Source organism: Mucilaginibacter sabulilitoris (assembly GCF_034262375.1).
GTDB classification, from domain to species: Bacteria; Bacteroidota; Bacteroidia; order Sphingobacteriales; family Sphingobacteriaceae; genus Mucilaginibacter; species Mucilaginibacter sabulilitoris.
Genome location: NZ_CP139558.1, coordinates 7476795 through 7492139, shown reverse-complemented (window position 1 = coordinate 7492139; position 15345 = coordinate 7476795). Strand labels below are relative to the sequence as shown.

12 protein-coding genes, 2 tRNA genes and 3 rRNA genes are annotated in these 15345 nt (G+C 45.4%); 10 read left to right on the top strand and 7 right to left on the bottom strand.

Annotated features, from left to right (window positions below; genetic code table 11):
• Positions 1-89 precede the first annotated feature (89 nt).
• Positions 90-659 carry an RNA polymerase sigma factor gene (locus SNE25_RS31525; RefSeq protein ID WP_321562978.1) on the bottom strand — a complete coding sequence of 190 codons (570 nt, stop codon included), beginning with the start codon at positions 657-659 and terminating at the stop codon, positions 90-92.
• Positions 660-1161: 502 nt separating this feature from the next.
• Between SNE25_RS31525 and SNE25_RS31520 the strand changes: the two genes are divergently transcribed.
• From SNE25_RS31520 to SNE25_RS31510, 3 genes are read left to right on the top strand one after another with little or no spacing between them, the layout of a single operon-like run.
• On the top strand, positions 1162-2712 hold the full coding sequence (locus tag SNE25_RS31520) for an NAD(P)/FAD-dependent oxidoreductase (RefSeq protein WP_321562977.1): 1551 nt from the start codon (positions 1162-1164) through the stop codon (positions 2710-2712).
• Positions 2709-3194: a DinB family protein gene (locus tag SNE25_RS31515; protein ID WP_321562976.1), complete on the top strand. Its 486-nt coding sequence runs from the start codon at positions 2709-2711 to the stop codon at positions 3192-3194. Before SNE25_RS31520 ends, SNE25_RS31515 begins: the two co-directional genes overlap by 4 nt.
• Entirely contained in the window at positions 3187-3552 is a 366-nt protein-coding gene (locus SNE25_RS31510) for a CoA-binding protein (protein ID WP_321562975.1), read from the top strand. Before SNE25_RS31515 ends, SNE25_RS31510 begins: the two co-directional genes overlap by 8 nt.
• 91 nt (positions 3553-3643) lie before the next feature.
• On the opposite strand, the gene SNE25_RS31505 is transcribed toward SNE25_RS31510, so the two are convergent.
• The gene (locus tag SNE25_RS31505) at positions 3644-5035 is read right to left on the bottom strand and encodes a methyltransferase RsmF C-terminal domain-like protein (protein WP_321562974.1); all 1392 of its coding nucleotides are present in this window, start codon (positions 5033-5035) and stop codon (positions 3644-3646) included.
• A gap of 156 nt (positions 5036-5191) precedes the next feature.
• Between SNE25_RS31505 and SNE25_RS31500 the strand changes: the two genes are divergently transcribed.
• The 6 genes from SNE25_RS31500 (at position 5192) to rrf (ending at position 11178) form a co-directional block, all read left to right on the top strand.
• A complete protein-coding gene (locus SNE25_RS31500) occupies positions 5192-5449 on the top strand; it encodes a hypothetical protein (RefSeq protein ID WP_321562973.1) in 258 nt (85 codons plus the stop codon).
• A gap of 360 nt (positions 5450-5809) precedes the next feature.
• Positions 5810-7331, top strand: a 16S ribosomal RNA gene (locus SNE25_RS31495).
• Between the two features lie 226 nt (positions 7332-7557).
• Positions 7558-7632 (top strand) — tRNA-Ile (locus SNE25_RS31490).
• A 15-nt stretch (positions 7633-7647) separates the two neighbouring features.
• A tRNA-Ala gene (locus tag SNE25_RS31485) sits at positions 7648-7721 on the top strand.
• Between the two features lie 267 nt (positions 7722-7988).
• A 23S ribosomal RNA gene (locus tag SNE25_RS31480) occupies positions 7989-10869 on the top strand.
• A gap of 197 nt (positions 10870-11066) precedes the next feature.
• Positions 11067-11178: ribosomal RNA gene (gene rrf / locus SNE25_RS31475) — 5S ribosomal RNA — on the top strand.
• Together the 16S, 23S and 5S rRNA genes with 2 tRNA genes alongside form the textbook arrangement of a ribosomal RNA operon.
• Before the next feature lie 234 nt (positions 11179-11412).
• Here rrf and SNE25_RS31470 read toward each other — a convergent pair.
• Together SNE25_RS31470 and SNE25_RS31465 are read right to left on the bottom strand one after the other, a co-directional pair.
• Positions 11413-12036, bottom strand: a complete 624-nt coding sequence (locus tag SNE25_RS31470) for an NUDIX hydrolase (protein ID WP_321562972.1) — start codon at positions 12034-12036, stop codon at positions 11413-11415.
• Positions 12037-12103: 67 nt separating this feature from the next.
• Positions 12104-12853, bottom strand: a complete 750-nt coding sequence (locus tag SNE25_RS31465; protein ID WP_321562971.1) for a DeoR/GlpR family DNA-binding transcription regulator — start codon at positions 12851-12853, stop codon at positions 12104-12106.
• A gap of 51 nt (positions 12854-12904) precedes the next feature.
• Between SNE25_RS31465 and SNE25_RS31460 the strand changes: the two genes are divergently transcribed.
• Positions 12905-13546 (top strand): HAD family hydrolase, encoded by a 642-nt coding sequence (locus SNE25_RS31460; RefSeq protein ID WP_321562970.1) that lies wholly within the window; start codon positions 12905-12907, stop codon positions 13544-13546.
• Position 13547: 1 nt separating this feature from the next.
• On the opposite strand, the gene SNE25_RS31455 is transcribed toward SNE25_RS31460, so the two are convergent.
• The 3 genes from SNE25_RS31455 to SNE25_RS31445 all read right to left on the bottom strand — a co-directional run bounded on the left by SNE25_RS31455 (position 13548) and on the right by SNE25_RS31445 (position 15342).
• Positions 13548-13847, bottom strand: coding sequence for a response regulator (locus tag SNE25_RS31455; RefSeq protein ID WP_321562969.1), 300 nt, complete (start codon positions 13845-13847; stop codon positions 13548-13550).
• Positions 13848-13941: 94 nt separating this feature from the next.
• The gene (locus SNE25_RS31450) at positions 13942-14658 is read right to left on the bottom strand and encodes a pirin family protein (protein WP_321562968.1); all 717 of its coding nucleotides are present in this window, start codon (positions 14656-14658) and stop codon (positions 13942-13944) included.
• A gap of 99 nt (positions 14659-14757) precedes the next feature.
• Complete coding sequence (locus SNE25_RS31445) at positions 14758-15342, bottom strand: Crp/Fnr family transcriptional regulator (protein WP_321562967.1); 585 nt, start codon at positions 15340-15342, stop codon at positions 14758-14760.
• Positions 15343-15345: the final 3 nt, after the last annotated feature.

The window sequence follows — 15345 nt, the reverse complement described above, 5'->3', positions numbered from 1 at the left end:
ATGTGAGTTTACACATTATAGTACCCGAACCGGAAAGGTGAAGGGGTAATGTAAGTGCCTTCTCCGCCAGGGAGAAGGCAGGGCAAATTTTACCCTGCCAGGCAATGCTGCTCACGGGAAGTAAGCTTGGCTATCATTTCTTTTAGTACGTTACGTGCACGGTACAGTGTAGTGCGCGATAAAAGCTCGGTCATGCCTAATGAGTTGCCTATTTCCTGGTGCGAATAACCTTCAATAGCGTACATGCTAAATACAGAGCGGTAAGTTTTAGGCAGCTTTTGAATAAGTTTCATCAGGTCCTTTGCTTCCAAACCGTTATCGTTATATGATTTACTCATAGGCATGCTGCTTTCGGCGGCAAAATCCTCAACCAAAACCATTGGTTTTAATTTGCGGTAACGGGAGATGGCGCAATGTACCATAATACGGCGTATCCAGCCCTCCAGGCTACCATCGCCCCGATAATTGTTCATGTTTCTGAACATTTTTATAAAGCCTTCCTGCAGTATGTCCTGCGCTTCGTCTTTGTCAGTTGCGTAACGCATGCACACGGCCAGCATGCGTGGGGCTAATAATCTGTATAATTGTTCCTGTTGCTTGCGGTCGTTTTTCAAACATCCTTCCCAAATGGTCATCAAGCGGTCTTCGGCGATATTCATTTTGTGTTGTAATTTTATATTGAGCCTATGCCAATACAGATGCCATTTTGTAAGTAGTTGATTTTCAGTAAAATAAAATTTTATAGGTGTTTAAAACTGTTCGATAGCGGACGGTCATTGTGCACCTGCGGACGGTTTTTGGTGGATTGACTCACCTGCTTATTGACTCACCCGGTCGTCGCTTTGCTCGACCACCCTACGCCTGCGGCGCAAAGAGGGTTGGGGAAAGATTGCGTCATGGCGAGGCATGAGCCTCACCCAACCCTCTCCAAAGGAGAGGGCTTAAAAAGACATTTCAAAGTCTCCCCTTTTGGGGGAGATTTTGAGGGGGGGGTGCGTCATGCCTCGCCATGACGCTTTCTTTATTTAATCCATTACCCTATTTATGGCGAAGCCAAAGAGGGGGGCGACAAGCGGAGTGATGTCGGGGTGAGTTAACGCCGCTGATAGGCCAATTTTTTCTACCTTTGCTCCCATCCGGGATAAAAACCCGGCAGTTACCATGATAAAAGAAACAGAAATAGTATGCCCTCCAGGGCAGCAGGAAGACGAAGCAGTCATAACACGTCTGGCGGCGGCTTCTTTAAATATTCAACCCAAAAACATTTCGGCAGTAAAAGTAATCAAGCGGTCTATTGATGCCCGCGGGCGCAAAGTTTTGTACCGCATGCAGGTGCAGGTATTTTTAAACCAGGTTTATGAGCCCGAAATATATGCCATTAATTATCCCGATGTGCAGTTTGGCCGCCCTGTTATTATAGTAGGTGCCGGTCCGGCGGGTTTGTTTGCGGCATTGCAGTGCATTAAGCTGGGGTTAAAACCGGTTATTATTGAGCGGGGTAAGGATGTTAAACAGCGCCGCCGCGATCTGGCCAATATTAATAAACAGGGGCTGGTAAATCCCGAATCGAACTATTGCTTTGGCGAGGGCGGTGCCGGTACGTATTCCGACGGTAAATTGTACACCCGCTCAACCAAACGCGGCGATGTTAACGAGGTGTTGAAAATGTTTGTTGCGCATGGTGCCGATGGAAATATACTGATTGATGCCCGGCCGCACATTGGCACCAATAAACTACCGCAGATTATTACCGCCATGCGCGAAACCATACTGAATGCAGGTGGCGAGGTACTTTTTGATACTAAAGTGACGGCCCTGCTGGTAGAGTTTGGTAAAATAAAAGGAGTGAAACTATCTACCGGTGAAAAATTAACATCAGACGCTGTGATCCTGGCAACGGGGCATTCGGCACGGGATGTTTTTGAAATGCTGCATCACCAAAACATATTGATAGAAGCCAAACCTTTTGCCTTGGGGGTACGGATAGAGCATCCGCAGGAAATTATTGACAGGGCCCAGTACCATTGCGAATACCGCGGCCCTGATTTGCCCCCCTCATACTACAACCTGGTTGAACAGGTAGATGGCCGGGGCGTATTTTCTTTTTGCATGTGCCCGGGTGGTATTATTGCCCCCTGCGCTACCGAAGCCAACGAAATTGTGGTGAATGGCTGGAGTCCTTCAAAACGGAATAATCCTTTCGCCAACTCGGGTACGGTGGTACAAATAAATATGGAGGATGTACCTGGGGATGAAAATGACCCTTTCCTGATGCTGCGTTTTCAGCAGCAGGCAGAACATGCCGCGTTTTTGGCCGGTGGTGGTAACCTGGTTGCGCCCGGCCAGCGTATGGTTGATTTTGTAGAGGGGCGTTTATCAAATAATTTGCCCGTAAACTCTTATTTGCCTGGTACCAAAAGCATTGAGTTAAAAGAAGTGTTACCTTTATGGATACATAGACGCTTGCAAAGCGCATTACCCGTATTTGGTAAAAAAATGAAAGGCTATTATACAAATGAGGCCTTATTGGTGGGTGTTGAGTCGCGCACCTCATCGCCGGTAAAAGTGCCAAGGGATAAGGAAACCTTACAGCATCCGCAGGTGCAGGGATTATTTCCGTGTGGCGAGGGTGCAGGGTACGCAGGTGGCATTATTTCTGCTGCTATAGATGGTATTAATTGTGCATCGGCAACTTTAAAAATATTATCATGAGCATTTCAAAAGAACTTTCGCACCAGTTAGAAAACATATTATCGGGCGATCCCTGGTATGGTTCGCCGGTTTATGACATTGTTGAAGGCATCAGCTTTGAAGCCGCCTATGAAAAGCCGCCCGGTTCGGTACATAATATAGCCGAGATAGTTTTACACATGATTGCCTGGACAGAAGAAGTGATGGACCGGATGAACGGCTTAGCCGCAGGTATACCTATCAGCGGCGACTGGCCCGAAACCGGCAGCCCCGACGAACAAAAATGGCAGAATTATGTTGATGATTTGAAACTGGTTAATGTAAATTTGGTAGGCGTTATCCAAAACTTCCCTCCTGAACAATGGAGTGAGGCTACTAACGACGAAAGAGACCGCGAACAAGGAACCGGCGTAACTTATGAAGAACTGATCAACGGATTGATACAGCATCATATATACCACTCGGCCCAGATTGCGCTGTTAAACAGAATAATAAATGGCTGACAAAAAAACATTGGTACTGGGCGCCACGCCCGATACCAGCAGATATGCTTACCTGGCATCAAACAGGCTGGTAAGTAAAGGACATACTATAGTAAATGTAGGTATAAAAACAGGCGAAGTTGCGGGTGTACCTATTGAAAAGCCTGAAACTATACATGGCGATATTGATACGATAACTTTATATGTGGGACCGCAAAATCAGCAATCGTTATATAATTATATATTAGACACCCATCCAAAGCGCATTATTTTTAACCCGGGTACTGAAAACTCCGAGCTGCGTCGCATGGCCAACGAAAAAGGTATCGAAACAGAAAATGCCTGCACGTTGGTACTGTTATCTATAGGGCAATATTAGAAGCCCCCTAACCTCCTGAAGGGGGAACTTTTGATTTACAAGGTATTATTTATGTAGAGACACATCACATGTGTCTCTTTTTTTGCCCTGTTTAGACAGCTCCCCTTTTAGGGGGCTGGGGGGCCAAAATCCTGATCTCTTTAGGATAATAGTTATTGATTCGATTGGGTAGCAATTTGGCCCAGCCCAGTGCATGGCCCTCAAAGTTCATCAGGCTCCACCCTTTTTCGGTTGGGTTCAGGTCGATATTGTCGCGACGAAGGTATTGTATGGCCTGATCATAGTTCAGTTCGGTTTGTAACACCGCTTCCTTATTAATAATAGTACTCAGGGCCAGTTCATGATCGGGTATCAGATCCTTACCCATCAGCTGACCAACCCTTACGCCTGATTTTTTAAGATACAGGTGATACTGTAGAATATTAAGACTTTCTTTATGTACCCGGTTTATGGCCAGCCAGTCGTCGCTCACTTTAAAATAGTAAAAGCTATCGGCGTTATTAATATAGGTCTTTACCTGGTCAATTTCCCTGCTGCTTATTTTTTGCTGCATGTTGTTTTTAAAATTGCCCATTTGGCCGGTATTGTTTTTCTTTTGAAGGCAGGCAGCAAACAAACCTTCGCCTTTTACCTGTCCCGGGTAAAACCGGTATCCCCATGCTTTTTGCTGTGCCGATTGGGTTTCTACAATACCCCACTCCTTATATATAGGTATGCGGATGCTTTCGAGGTCAAACTCCCGGCACAGCAAGTCAACAATATCCTCGTTTTCCTGGTGCGAGTAGGAGCATGTACTATATATAAGGTATCCGTCTTCATTTAAGGCCGGCAATACGTCGGCCAGTATGCGCTCCTGTCGCTGATGACATAGCTCAACATTAGCCTCAGACCATTCGTTCATGGCCTGTGGATCTTTCCGGAACATGCCCGAGCCAGAGCAGGGTGCATCTACCAGAATAATATCAAAAAAGCTTTTCAGGCGGCTAAAGTCTTTAGGGTCGTTACTGCTTACTATAACATTGCTTTGGCCCCAGCGGCTCAGGTTATCAGTTAATATAGGTACGCGTGTTTTAATAATTTCATTAGCCACCAGCAAATCGTCAGGCCCGATGGCCGAATTGAGGAGCGTACTTTTGCCGCCGGGGGCAGCGCAAAGGTCAAGCACCTTTACAGGTTCGGTATTATTTTGCCTGATATGTTTAACAATATGATCAATAAACATTGACGATGCTTCCTGTACATAATAACATCCGGCATGAAAAAGCGGATCAAAAGTGAACGACGGACGGGTATTTAAATAAAATCCGTCGGCACACCAGGGCACCTGCTCGTCAGTTTTTATGGCCGAAGGCTTAAAAGGATTAAGCCGGATGGTGGTAGGAGCATCAGAATTTTGATGGGCATTTACAAAATTTTGCTCGTCAAATCCGTTTTCTGCGCTTAATGAAGCCAGGAAGTTTTCGGGAAATGGGTAGTTGTTCATATACATTTCAAATATACGAATTAGGTAAATGCTATTATTGGGCGGGCGATACGGGCTGTGAAAAGCGTTTTTGGAGTTAGTTTACAGGTAGTTGCAAATTTGTTTTAATTATTTCAAAATTTCTCTTGGAGCGTAAGCAGTTTTCTCTGTACATTTGTGGCCGCTCAAGGAAAAAGGGCGTTGTTTTTTGAAGAAATAGCGAATAAAAAAAGGTTAAAAAAAGTGAAAATTTCACTTGACAAACAACTAAAAGATTCGCATCTTTGCAACCCGCAAACGAAGGAGAAGAGTGGGAGAGAAAACGGCGGGAAAACGAAGCTTAGAAAAATAAAAAAAATAAGTTTTGGAAATAAGAAAAAGGTTTCTACCTTTGCACTCCCGAAACGAAGGAAAGAAAAAAGGCGGAAACGCTGAGTGAGGGAGAAGGGAAAACCGGAGCGATTCCGGCAGAGCAAAAAGAGAAAGTTAACAGCGGTTAACGAGTAACAAAAAGGGGGAAAGCGGACGAAAGGAAGCGATTAACCAGACAAGAGAAGCCGGAGCGATTCCGGCGGACAAAAATGAAAAGTTAAGGAGTGTAACAACTCCAAGATAATAAGCGGAACCGGGACGGGGAAGCGCAAAGTTCTTTTAAGAAATAGAAAATCATGTAGCGTAACGATCGGGGAAACTAAACCCTCTCCGGTAAGTTATCAGAAACAAAGGAAGCTGTATAAAGATACATAATACAGATTCTATTATTAATAATAGGGTCAGAGTTAAACAAAACATTTTACAATGGAGAGTTTGATCCTGGCTCAGGATGAACGCTAGCGGCAGGCCTAATACATGCAAGTCGGACGGGATTGAGAAGCTTGCTTTTCATGAGAGTGGCGCACGGGTGCGTAACACGTATGTAACCTACCTTGTTCAGGGGGATAGCCTCTCGAAAGAGAGATTAAGACCGCATAACATTATGATGTGGCATCGCATTATAATCAAATATTTATAGGAACAAGATGGGCATGCGGAACATTAGCTAGTTGGTAAGGTAACGGCTTACCAAGGCTACGATGTTTAGGGGATCTGAGAGGATGACCCCCCACACTGGTACTGAGACACGGACCAGACTCCTACGGGAGGCAGCAGTAAGGAATATTGGTCAATGGACGAAAGTCTGAACCAGCCATGCCGCGTGCAGGAAGACGGCCCTATGGGTTGTAAACTGCTTTTGTACCGGAATAAACCTCTTTACGTGTAAAGAGTTGAATGTACGGTAAGAATAAGGATCGGCTAACTCCGTGCCAGCAGCCGCGGTAATACGGAGGATCCAAGCGTTATCCGGATTTATTGGGTTTAAAGGGTGCGTAGGTGGTTCTTTAAGTCAGGGGTGAAAGACGGCAGCTTAACTGTCGCAGTGCCTTTGATACTGAAGAACTTGAATACACTAGAGGTAGGCGGAATGTGACAAGTAGCGGTGAAATGCATAGATATGTCACAGAACACCAATTGCGAAGGCAGCTTACTATGGTGTCATTGACACTGAGGCACGAAAGCGTGGGGATCAAACAGGATTAGATACCCTGGTAGTCCACGCCCTAAACGATGAATACTCGATGTTGGCGATATACGGTCAGCGTCTAAGCGAAAGCGTTAAGTATTCCACCTGGGGAGTACGCCCGCAAGGGTGAAACTCAAAGGAATTGACGGGGGCCCGCACAAGCGGAGGAGCATGTGGTTTAATTCGATGATACGCGAGGAACCTTACCCGGGCTTGAAAGTTAGTGAATAAAGCAGAGACGCTTTAGTCCTTCGGGACACGAAACTAGGTGCTGCATGGCTGTCGTCAGCTCGTGCCGTGAGGTGTTGGGTTAAGTCCCGCAACGAGCGCAACCCCTATGTTTAGTTGCCAGCACGTCAAGGTGGGGACTCTAAACAGACTGCCTATGCAAATAGAGAGGAAGGAGGGGACGACGTCAAGTCATCATGGCCCTTACGTCCGGGGCTACACACGTGCTACAATGGGCAGTACAGAGGGCAGCTACCTGGCAACAGGATGCCAATCTCCAAAAGCTGTTCACAGTTCGGATCGGGGTCTGCAACTCGACCCCGTGAAGTTGGATTCGCTAGTAATCGCGTATCAGCAATGACGCGGTGAATACGTTCCCGGGCCTTGTACACACCGCCCGTCAAGCCATGGAAGCTGGAAGTGCCTGAAGTGCGTAACCGCAAGGAGCGTCCTAGGGTAAAGTCGGTAACTGGGGCTAAGTCGTAACAAGGTAGCCGTACCGGAAGGTGTGGCTGGAATACCTCCTTTCTGGAGCAGTTTCCTAAAGGTATCAGGTAACAGTTACCTACATGATTATTTCTTAAATCAAAAAAGACAAAAAGAAACCCAAAAGATGAAGCCATCAGTGGTTGTAACCGAAGAGGAGGCAAGGGACACGGTTGGCAGTTCATAGTGGGCAGTAATGCAGTTAGCAGTTGGCAACAAGAGCTAACAAAGAAGCAAGCTGCAAACTAAAGACTGCACACAACAATAGAGTCCTGTAGCTCAGCTTGGTTAGAGCACTACACTGATAATGTAGGGGTCAGCAGTTCAAATCTGCTCGGGACTACAAGTAACATCTTAAGGGGGATTAGCTCAGCTGGCTAGAGCACCTGCCTTGCACGCAGGGGGTCAACGGTTCGAATCCGTTATTCTCCACACACCCTCCGTTTCCTGAAAAGGATAGGATATCATGCAAATGACCATTTAATTGGAATGGGGTAAAGTTCTTTGACATATTGGAAGAAGTAATTGAAAAAGAGAAAACAACAGAATAGGGACGTTGTAGACTTTGGATCAATGAGAGAAAGATAAAGGAAAACGGATGACTTCGGTCATAAAGTCCCCGAGTCTGAAAGTCAGGAAGTCCGAATTACAACTAACTAAAATAAAGACATACCATGCGGCGCAAAAGGCGCATGAGTAGAAGAAAGTAAGAAAGGGTACACGGGGGATGCCTTGGCTCTCAGAGGCGATGAAGGACGTGATAAGCTGCGATAAGCCGCGGGGATTAGCAAATATGACTTAATCCGCGGATTTCCGAATGGGGAAACCTAATTAGCTGAAGGCTAATTGCATAAATGCGCTAACCTGCTGAACTGAAACATCTAAGTAAGCAGAGGAAGAGAAAACAATAGTGATTTCCAGAGTAGTGGCGAGCGAAATGGAAGAAGCCCAAACCTATACTGTTACGGCAGTATGGGGGTTGTAGGACCACAATATGAATATCAAAATGAACCGGAACGGGGTGGGAAACCCGGCCATAGAGCATGAGAGCTGCGTACGGGTAAGTAATGATAGGATAGTGGTATCCTGAGTACCGCGAGGTCGGAGACGCCTTGTGGGAATTTGCCGGCACCATCCGGTAAGGCTAAATACTCCTGAGAGACCGATAGTGAACCAGTACCGTGAGGGAAAGGTGAAAAGAACCCCGAACAGGGGAGTGAAATAGAACCTGAAACCGTGTACTTACAAGCGGTCGGAGCATAGTAATGTGTGACGGCGTGCCTTTTGCATAATGAGCCTACGAGTTACTCTTCCCTGGCAAGGTTAAGTGTTTAAGACACGGATCCGAAGCGAAAGCGAGTCTGAATAGGGCGTATAGTCAGGGGAGGTAGACGCGAAACCTTGTGATCTACCCATGGACAGGTTGAAGGTGCCGTAACAGGTACTGGAGGACCGAACCGATAAACGTTGAAAAGTTTCCGGATGATTTGTGGGTAGGGGTGAAAGGCTAATCAAACTGGGAAATAGCTCGTACTCCCCGAAATGTTTTTAGGAACAGCCTGGCGGTTGAGTTATAAAGAGGTAGAGCTACTAATTGGGTGCGGGGGAGTCAAATCCTACCAAATCCAGATAAACTCCGAATGCTTTATAATATACGCTGGAGTGAGGCTATGGGTGCTAAGGTCCATGGCCGAGAGGGAAAGAACCCAGACCATCAGCTAAGGTCCCCAAATTACTGCTAAGTTGAACTAACGAGGTCCGATTGCACAGACAGCTAGGATGTTGGCTTGGAAGCAGCCATTCATTTAAAGAGTGCGTAACAGCTCACTAGTCGAGCGATCGGGCATGGATAATAAACGGGCATCAAGCAGTATACCGAAGCTATGGATTTGCAGTAATGCATCTGGTAGGGGAGCATTCTATATGCCGGAGAAGCAGGAGGGACAACCGACTGTGGAGGTTATAGAAAAGCAAATGTAGGCATAAGTAACGATAAGGCGGGAGAGAAACCCGCCCACCGAAAGACTAAGGTTTCCTGATCAACGCTAATCGGATCAGGGTTAGTCGGGGCCTAAGGTGAAGCCGAAGGGCGTAGCCGATGGACAACTGGTTAATATTCCAGTACTTTTTATAACTGCGATGCGGTGACGGAGTAGTGACACTGACGCGAACTGACGGAATAGTTCGTTAAAGGCCGTAGGTATAGGTTCTGTAGTTAAGTACGCAGAATTTGCTGAAAGCTGATAGTACTTGAAACCTTCGGGGGACGAGATAGTTCAGGTAATCAGACTTCCAAGAAAACCCGCTAAGCTTCAGGTTATAAAAACCCGTACCGTAAACCGACACAGGTAGTCGAGGAGAGAATCCTAAGGTGCTCGAGTGAATCATGGCTAAGGAACTCGGCAAAATGGCCCTGTAACTTCGGGAGAAGGGGCGCTGGCAGCAATGTCAGCCGCAGTGAAAAGGCCCAGGCGACTGTTTAACAAAAACACATGGCTTTGCAAAATCGAAAGATGACGTATAAGGCCTGACACCTGCCCGGTGCTGGAAGGTTAAGAGGGGATGTTAGTCGCAAGGCGAAGCATTGAATCGAAGCCCCAGTAAACGGCGGCCGTAACTATAACGGTCCTAAGGTAGCGAAATTCCTTGTCGGGTAAGTTCCGACCTGCACGAATGGTGTAACGATCTGGGCGCTGTCTCAGCCATGAGCTCGGTGAAATTGTGGTATCGGTGAAGACGCCGGTTACCCGCAACGGGACGGAAAGACCCCATGCACCTTCACTACAACTTAACATTGATATCGGATACAGGATGTGTAGGATAGGTGGGAGACTGTGATCCAGCTTCGCTAGGAGTTGGTTAGTCAACGTTGAAATACCACCCTTTCTGTATTTGGTGTCTAACCCTGTAAGACGGGGGACATTGTTTGGCGGGTAGTTTGACTGGGGTGGTCGCCTCCAAAAAGGTAACGGAGGCTTTCAAAGGTAAGCTCAGTACGCTTGGTAACCGTACGCGGAGTGCAATAGCATAAGCTTGCTTGACTGTGAGGCAGACAAGCCGAGCAGGGTCGAAAGACGGATATAGTGATCCGGTGGTTCTGCATGGAAGGGCCATCGCTCAAAGGATAAAAGGTACGCTGGGGATAACAGGCTGATCTCCCCCAAGAGCTCATATCGACGGGGAGGTTTGGCACCTCGATGTCGGCTCGTCACATCCTGGGGCTGGAGAAGGTCCCAAGGGTTGAGCTGTTCGCTCATTAAAGTGGCACGCGAGCTGGGTTCAGAACGTCGCGAGACAGTTCGGTCCCTATCTGTTGTGGGCGTAGGAAGTTTGAGTGGGGCTGACCTTAGTACGAGAGGACCGGGTTGGACTAACCTCTGGTGAATCTGTTATGCCGCCAGGTGTACTGCAGAGTAGCTACGTTGGGAATAGATAAGCGCTGAAAGCATCTAAGTGCGAAACTAGCCACAAGATGAGACTTCCATTGAGGGTCGTAGGAGACTACTACGTTGATAGGTTACAGGTATAAAGGTGGTGACATCATAGCCGAGTAATACTAATTGCCCGAAGCTTTCTTCAGATAGAAAAAGTGTGGGTACGGTCGTAAGACTGTACCCCGCAAAAACAAAAACAACAAAAGCTGTTGTTTTCTCTAACTCAATCACTTCTTTCAATAATATGTCATTGTTTGGCAGGATCGGGAAACCGGTTGCCAGTTACGGGTAAAAACCGGAACCAGGTAACACGAACCACGAAACTAAAAAACATTAAAAATATTCAGGTGCCTATATCGGCGGTGTCTACCTCTTCCCATTCCGAACAGAGAAGTCAAGCCCGCCAGAGCCGATGGTACTGCGGTAAAACGTGGGAGAGTAGGTCGGTGCCAAACCTTATCATCCAGCAAAGGATGTAAAACCAAAAGCCTTAGTACAACACTAAGGCTTTTTTGCGTTTATAGATTTTCCCCGCCCCTGCCCTGTTCATGTTCACACACCCGTGAACAAGCATGAACACCAGTGAACACCTGATTACCAGGTATATGCCTATTCTCCCTACTGACAAAATAGCGCCACCACTTTTGTTGGCTGTGGCTGGTATATTTGCTTTATGCAGGTTTGATTGACTAATCAATCAGGGCTTGCTTTTCTGGATTATGTAAATACTCAAACATTAAGTCAATTTGGCTCGACAGTACCCTGTCTTCAGAAAGTACAGGTATGCTTTCCTGGTTAAAAAACTTAACATCCAAAATATCAAATGCCTCGGTGTAGCTCGCGGTTATTGCTTCACATTGAATAAAGATTTTGTATACATAATCCAATTGTGGAGGATGCGGATGGCAGCGTTTGTCCAAAACGGCCAGTAATTTTATCGGTTTTACGTTAAATCCGGTTTCTTCCAGCGCTTCCTTTACTGCAACTTCTGTTGGTGATTGCCCGATGTCGGCCCATCCCCCTGGTAACGACCATTTACCATCTGCCTTCTCTTTGACGAGTAAAATTTCATTTTGGTCGTTAAAAATTACTGCCCGTATATCAACTTTGGGCGTAATATACTCTTTAGTCTGACTGAAGTAGACAGTTAAAGGCTCCAATGAGAGCCCGGTTGCCATTTGCATCATTTCGAAGCTTATTTGTTCCAGCTCACGGTAGCGCTCGGTATCATATTCATTATTGGAATAAGTTAAACCCAGATGGGAGATGGATTTTAAACGTTGGGCGTAGCTTAAGATAGTTGTTGATGACATCGTTTGAGTTTTAAAGTATATTTAATTAAATAATGAGGATCGCTGCTGGGCCTTTTTTATTGACCTTTTAAAGGAATTGTATACCCAATTTGCGGTAAGGTTGCAACAGTAGATTATCAGGGTTAAGGTTTGTGATCAGCAGGTCGATAGACTCGGTTTTGCATATCTTGATAGTTGATATGTTATTCAGCTTTTCAGCTGTAGGGACTACGATCAACCGATCACTCATTTCGCTGATTCTCGTCTTTACTTCTGCTTCTGCCAATACAGGGTCTGTAACACCATAATTGGGGTGCAAACTATGTACACCAAGTATACTTATATCCGCATGCATAGCATTGTACTTTTTCAACACATCAAAACCGGTTGAGATCTTTGACTGTTTAGAAGCAGTGCCACCTGCAAATACGAGTTCAATATTAGGGAATTGAAAAGTGAGGTTTGCAATTGGGTAGCTGTGAGTAATTAAAGTGATATTGATGTAGCGCGGCAAAAAACTCGCTATCAGGAATGGAGTAGTGCCACCATCAAATACAACCACTTGCCCATCTTTGAATAGTTTAGCGGCTTTTTCGGCAATGATACGTTTATCCGCACTGGCATAAACTTCCCGCTCCTGGTAAGTTGCCGGGATAATAGCTTTAGGCCGTGCCCCGCCTTTAACTTTAGTGATCATCCCCGCCTCTGCCAGTTCATTAATGTCCCGCCTGATTGTATCTTCAGATACGCCAAGTTCTGTGCTTAACTGTGCGTATTCTGCAATATCATTCAATCTGAGCTTCGAAAGTATGTACTCAAATCGTTCTTCTTTTGTCATTTTGCACTTATTTGCAGTAAATATGCAAATAAATGATGTAAATTTGCAACTATGGGAATAAAAAACATTATTTTCGATCTGGACGGAACAATAGCCGATACGTTACCATTGTGTATAGCAGCCTTTAAAAAAAGTATAGAGCCATTATTAGGAACCATAATTACAGCGGAGGAGATAATAGCAACATTTGGCCCTTCGGAAGAAGGAACTATTCGCCAGTTGATTCCGGATCGTGAAGCGGAAGGAGTAAATACATACCTTAAATTTTACAAGGAATTGCACCACATTTGTGCTGAGCCATTTCCGGGGATAAGGGAACTTTTGGAATTATTAATTAGCAAAGGCGTAAAATTGGCCATGGTTACTGGAAAGGGTATACATAGTACAGGTATCTCGCTTCAACAATTTGGCTTTACGGAGTATTTTGAAATCCTGGAAACCGGCTCACCAGAAGGCCCTAACAAAATCAAGGGCATCCGCAATGTTTTAATCCGGTTAAACGCGAGCGCGGATAACAGTATATATATAGGCGATGCGCCAAGTGATATTATTGCATGTAAAGAAGTCGGCATTCCCATAGTGGCAGCTGCCTGGGCCAGTACCGCCAACGCAAGTGAATTAAAGTTGTTAAACCCTGATTGGATGTTTTATACAATTGATGAACTCAAAAACTGGGTAACCGGTAGTATCTAATTTATTTTAACGCCTCAAAAATCTCAGCGCTCAATAATCCACTGCCACCTCCATAATGTTGTACTATCTTAATACCCGGATCCTGGGTTTTAAAATGATGACACAGCGTAACTTCGGATTCTTCTTCAATACCCGCACCTAATAATATTAATGCAAATTGCTGCTCATTAAAAGCGCTTATGGCTTCTTCGTCGGTAAGGCAGCCAGTGGCTTTCCAAGATGGATTGTTATTCACCAGCCGTACTACGGTTTCCAGTATTTCCGGATGCCGGCCTATGATTAATATTTGTGTCTTGCTCATGTTTTTTAGCGTAGGGAATTATCACATTGCTCTGCACCCCTCCCTGCCTTTGGCAAAGGAAGGGCCGAACAACTCATCTATCATCAATAAAAACTTAAAATTCCATTGGTACTTCCATCAGCAAAAACTCTGCGTCGGTTTTAGCTGACAGGGTAATTTTATCGGTGTCCCAGATACCCAAAGCGTCGCGCGTGCCAACCAGCTGATCATTTATTGCAACTTCGCCGCTTAGTAGAAAAGCGTAAACGCCATTGCCCTGTTTCTTAATAGTGTATTCTGTTTCAATACCCTTATCAAATTTGCCGAGGTGAAACCAGGCATCCTGGTGTATCCACACACCGTCATCGTTAGGGTTTGGCGATAATACCTGTTGTAGTTTGTTATGCCTGTCTTCTAAATTAAGAGTAAGCTGGTCATAACGGGGTTCTACATTTTTTTTGTTTGGGTACAGCCATATCTGTAAAAATTTCACCTGGCTGTCGCGATTATTATTGTACTCACTGTGATATATGCCAGTGCCCGCGCTCATGGCCTGTATATCGCCATTTTTAATAACAGCTACATTATTCATGCTGTCCTTATGTTCCAGATCACCCTCCAATGGTATAGAAATGATCTCCATATTATCATGCGGGTGTTTGCCAAAGCCCATGCCTGCATCAACGGTATCGTCGTTAAGTACACGTAATGCACCAAAATTCATTCTGTCGGGATTATAATAGCTCCCAAAACTGAATGAATGATAGCTGTTTAACCAACCGTGATTAGCGCGACCGCGGGTTTCAGCTTTATGTATAATAGTTTGTGCCATGATGTTTACCTTTTATTATAAACAAATTTACCGCAGTTAGCGGCGAAGGCACTTGATGTAGGTTAAGAAAATAGGTTAACACGAATTACAATACCTGTACTATTTTTTTCGTGCAGCGTTGGCACGCATCCGGCTAAAAAATTCAGGGGTAATCCCAATATAGGAGGCAATTTGTTTTTGCGGCAGATGGTCGATCAGGGTGGGGTAGCGTTTACAGAAATTATTGTAACGTTCTTCTGCGGTAAGGCTTAGGCCATCTATCAGCCTTTGCTGACTGGCCACCAGCGAATTTTCGGTTATTATCCTGAAAAAATGTTCAAACTTGGGTATTTGCAGATATAGTTTTTCCTGGTTGGCTTTTGAAAGCAGCAGTACATCGGTATCTTCCAGCGCATCGATATTTAAAATACCTGGCTTTTGCGATAGCAGACTGTACATGTCGGCTATCCACCAATCGGGCGGGGCAAAGCTCAATACATGTTCTATGCCACCCTTATCAACGGTATAACCACGTAAGCAACCTGCGGTAACAAATATGGAATGTTTACAGATGTCGCCATAGGTAAGTAAAAACTGTTTGCGCTTTATTGTTTTTGACTGCAGGTAGGAAATAAAAATATCCTGTTCCTCTTTGGTTAAATGGATATGTTTAGCAAGGTTATCAAGTATCAGGCTGGATGTCATACA

What these genes read in the sequence shown, in the direction of transcription:
- SNE25_RS31525 (WP_321562978.1), bottom strand. Translation starts at nt 659, where the DNA reads ATGAATATCGCCGAAGACCGCTTGATGACCATTTGGGAAGGATGTTTG.
- SNE25_RS31520 (WP_321562977.1), top strand. Translation starts at nt 1,162, where the DNA reads ATGATAAAAGAAACAGAAATAGTATGCCCTCCAGGGCAGCAGGAAGAC.
- SNE25_RS31515 (WP_321562976.1), top strand. Translation starts at nt 2,709, where the DNA reads ATGAGCATTTCAAAAGAACTTTCGCACCAGTTAGAAAACATATTATCG.
- SNE25_RS31510 (WP_321562975.1), top strand. Translation starts at nt 3,187, where the DNA reads ATGGCTGACAAAAAAACATTGGTACTGGGCGCCACGCCCGATACCAGC.
- SNE25_RS31505 (WP_321562974.1), bottom strand. Translation starts at nt 5,035, where the DNA reads ATGAACAACTACCCATTTCCCGAAAACTTCCTGGCTTCATTAAGCGCA.
- SNE25_RS31470 (WP_321562972.1), bottom strand. Translation starts at nt 12,036, where the DNA reads ATGTCATCAACAACTATCTTAAGCTACGCCCAACGTTTAAAATCCATC.
- SNE25_RS31465 (WP_321562971.1), bottom strand. Translation starts at nt 12,853, where the DNA reads ATGACAAAAGAAGAACGATTTGAGTACATACTTTCGAAGCTCAGATTG.
- SNE25_RS31460 (WP_321562970.1), top strand. Translation starts at nt 12,905, where the DNA reads ATGGGAATAAAAAACATTATTTTCGATCTGGACGGAACAATAGCCGAT.
- SNE25_RS31455 (WP_321562969.1), bottom strand. Translation starts at nt 13,847, where the DNA reads ATGAGCAAGACACAAATATTAATCATAGGCCGGCATCCGGAAATACTG.
- SNE25_RS31450 (WP_321562968.1), bottom strand. Translation starts at nt 14,658, where the DNA reads ATGGCACAAACTATTATACATAAAGCTGAAACCCGCGGTCGCGCTAAT.
- SNE25_RS31445 (WP_321562967.1), bottom strand. Translation starts at nt 15,342, where the DNA reads ATGACATCCAGCCTGATACTTGATAACCTTGCTAAACATATCCATTTA.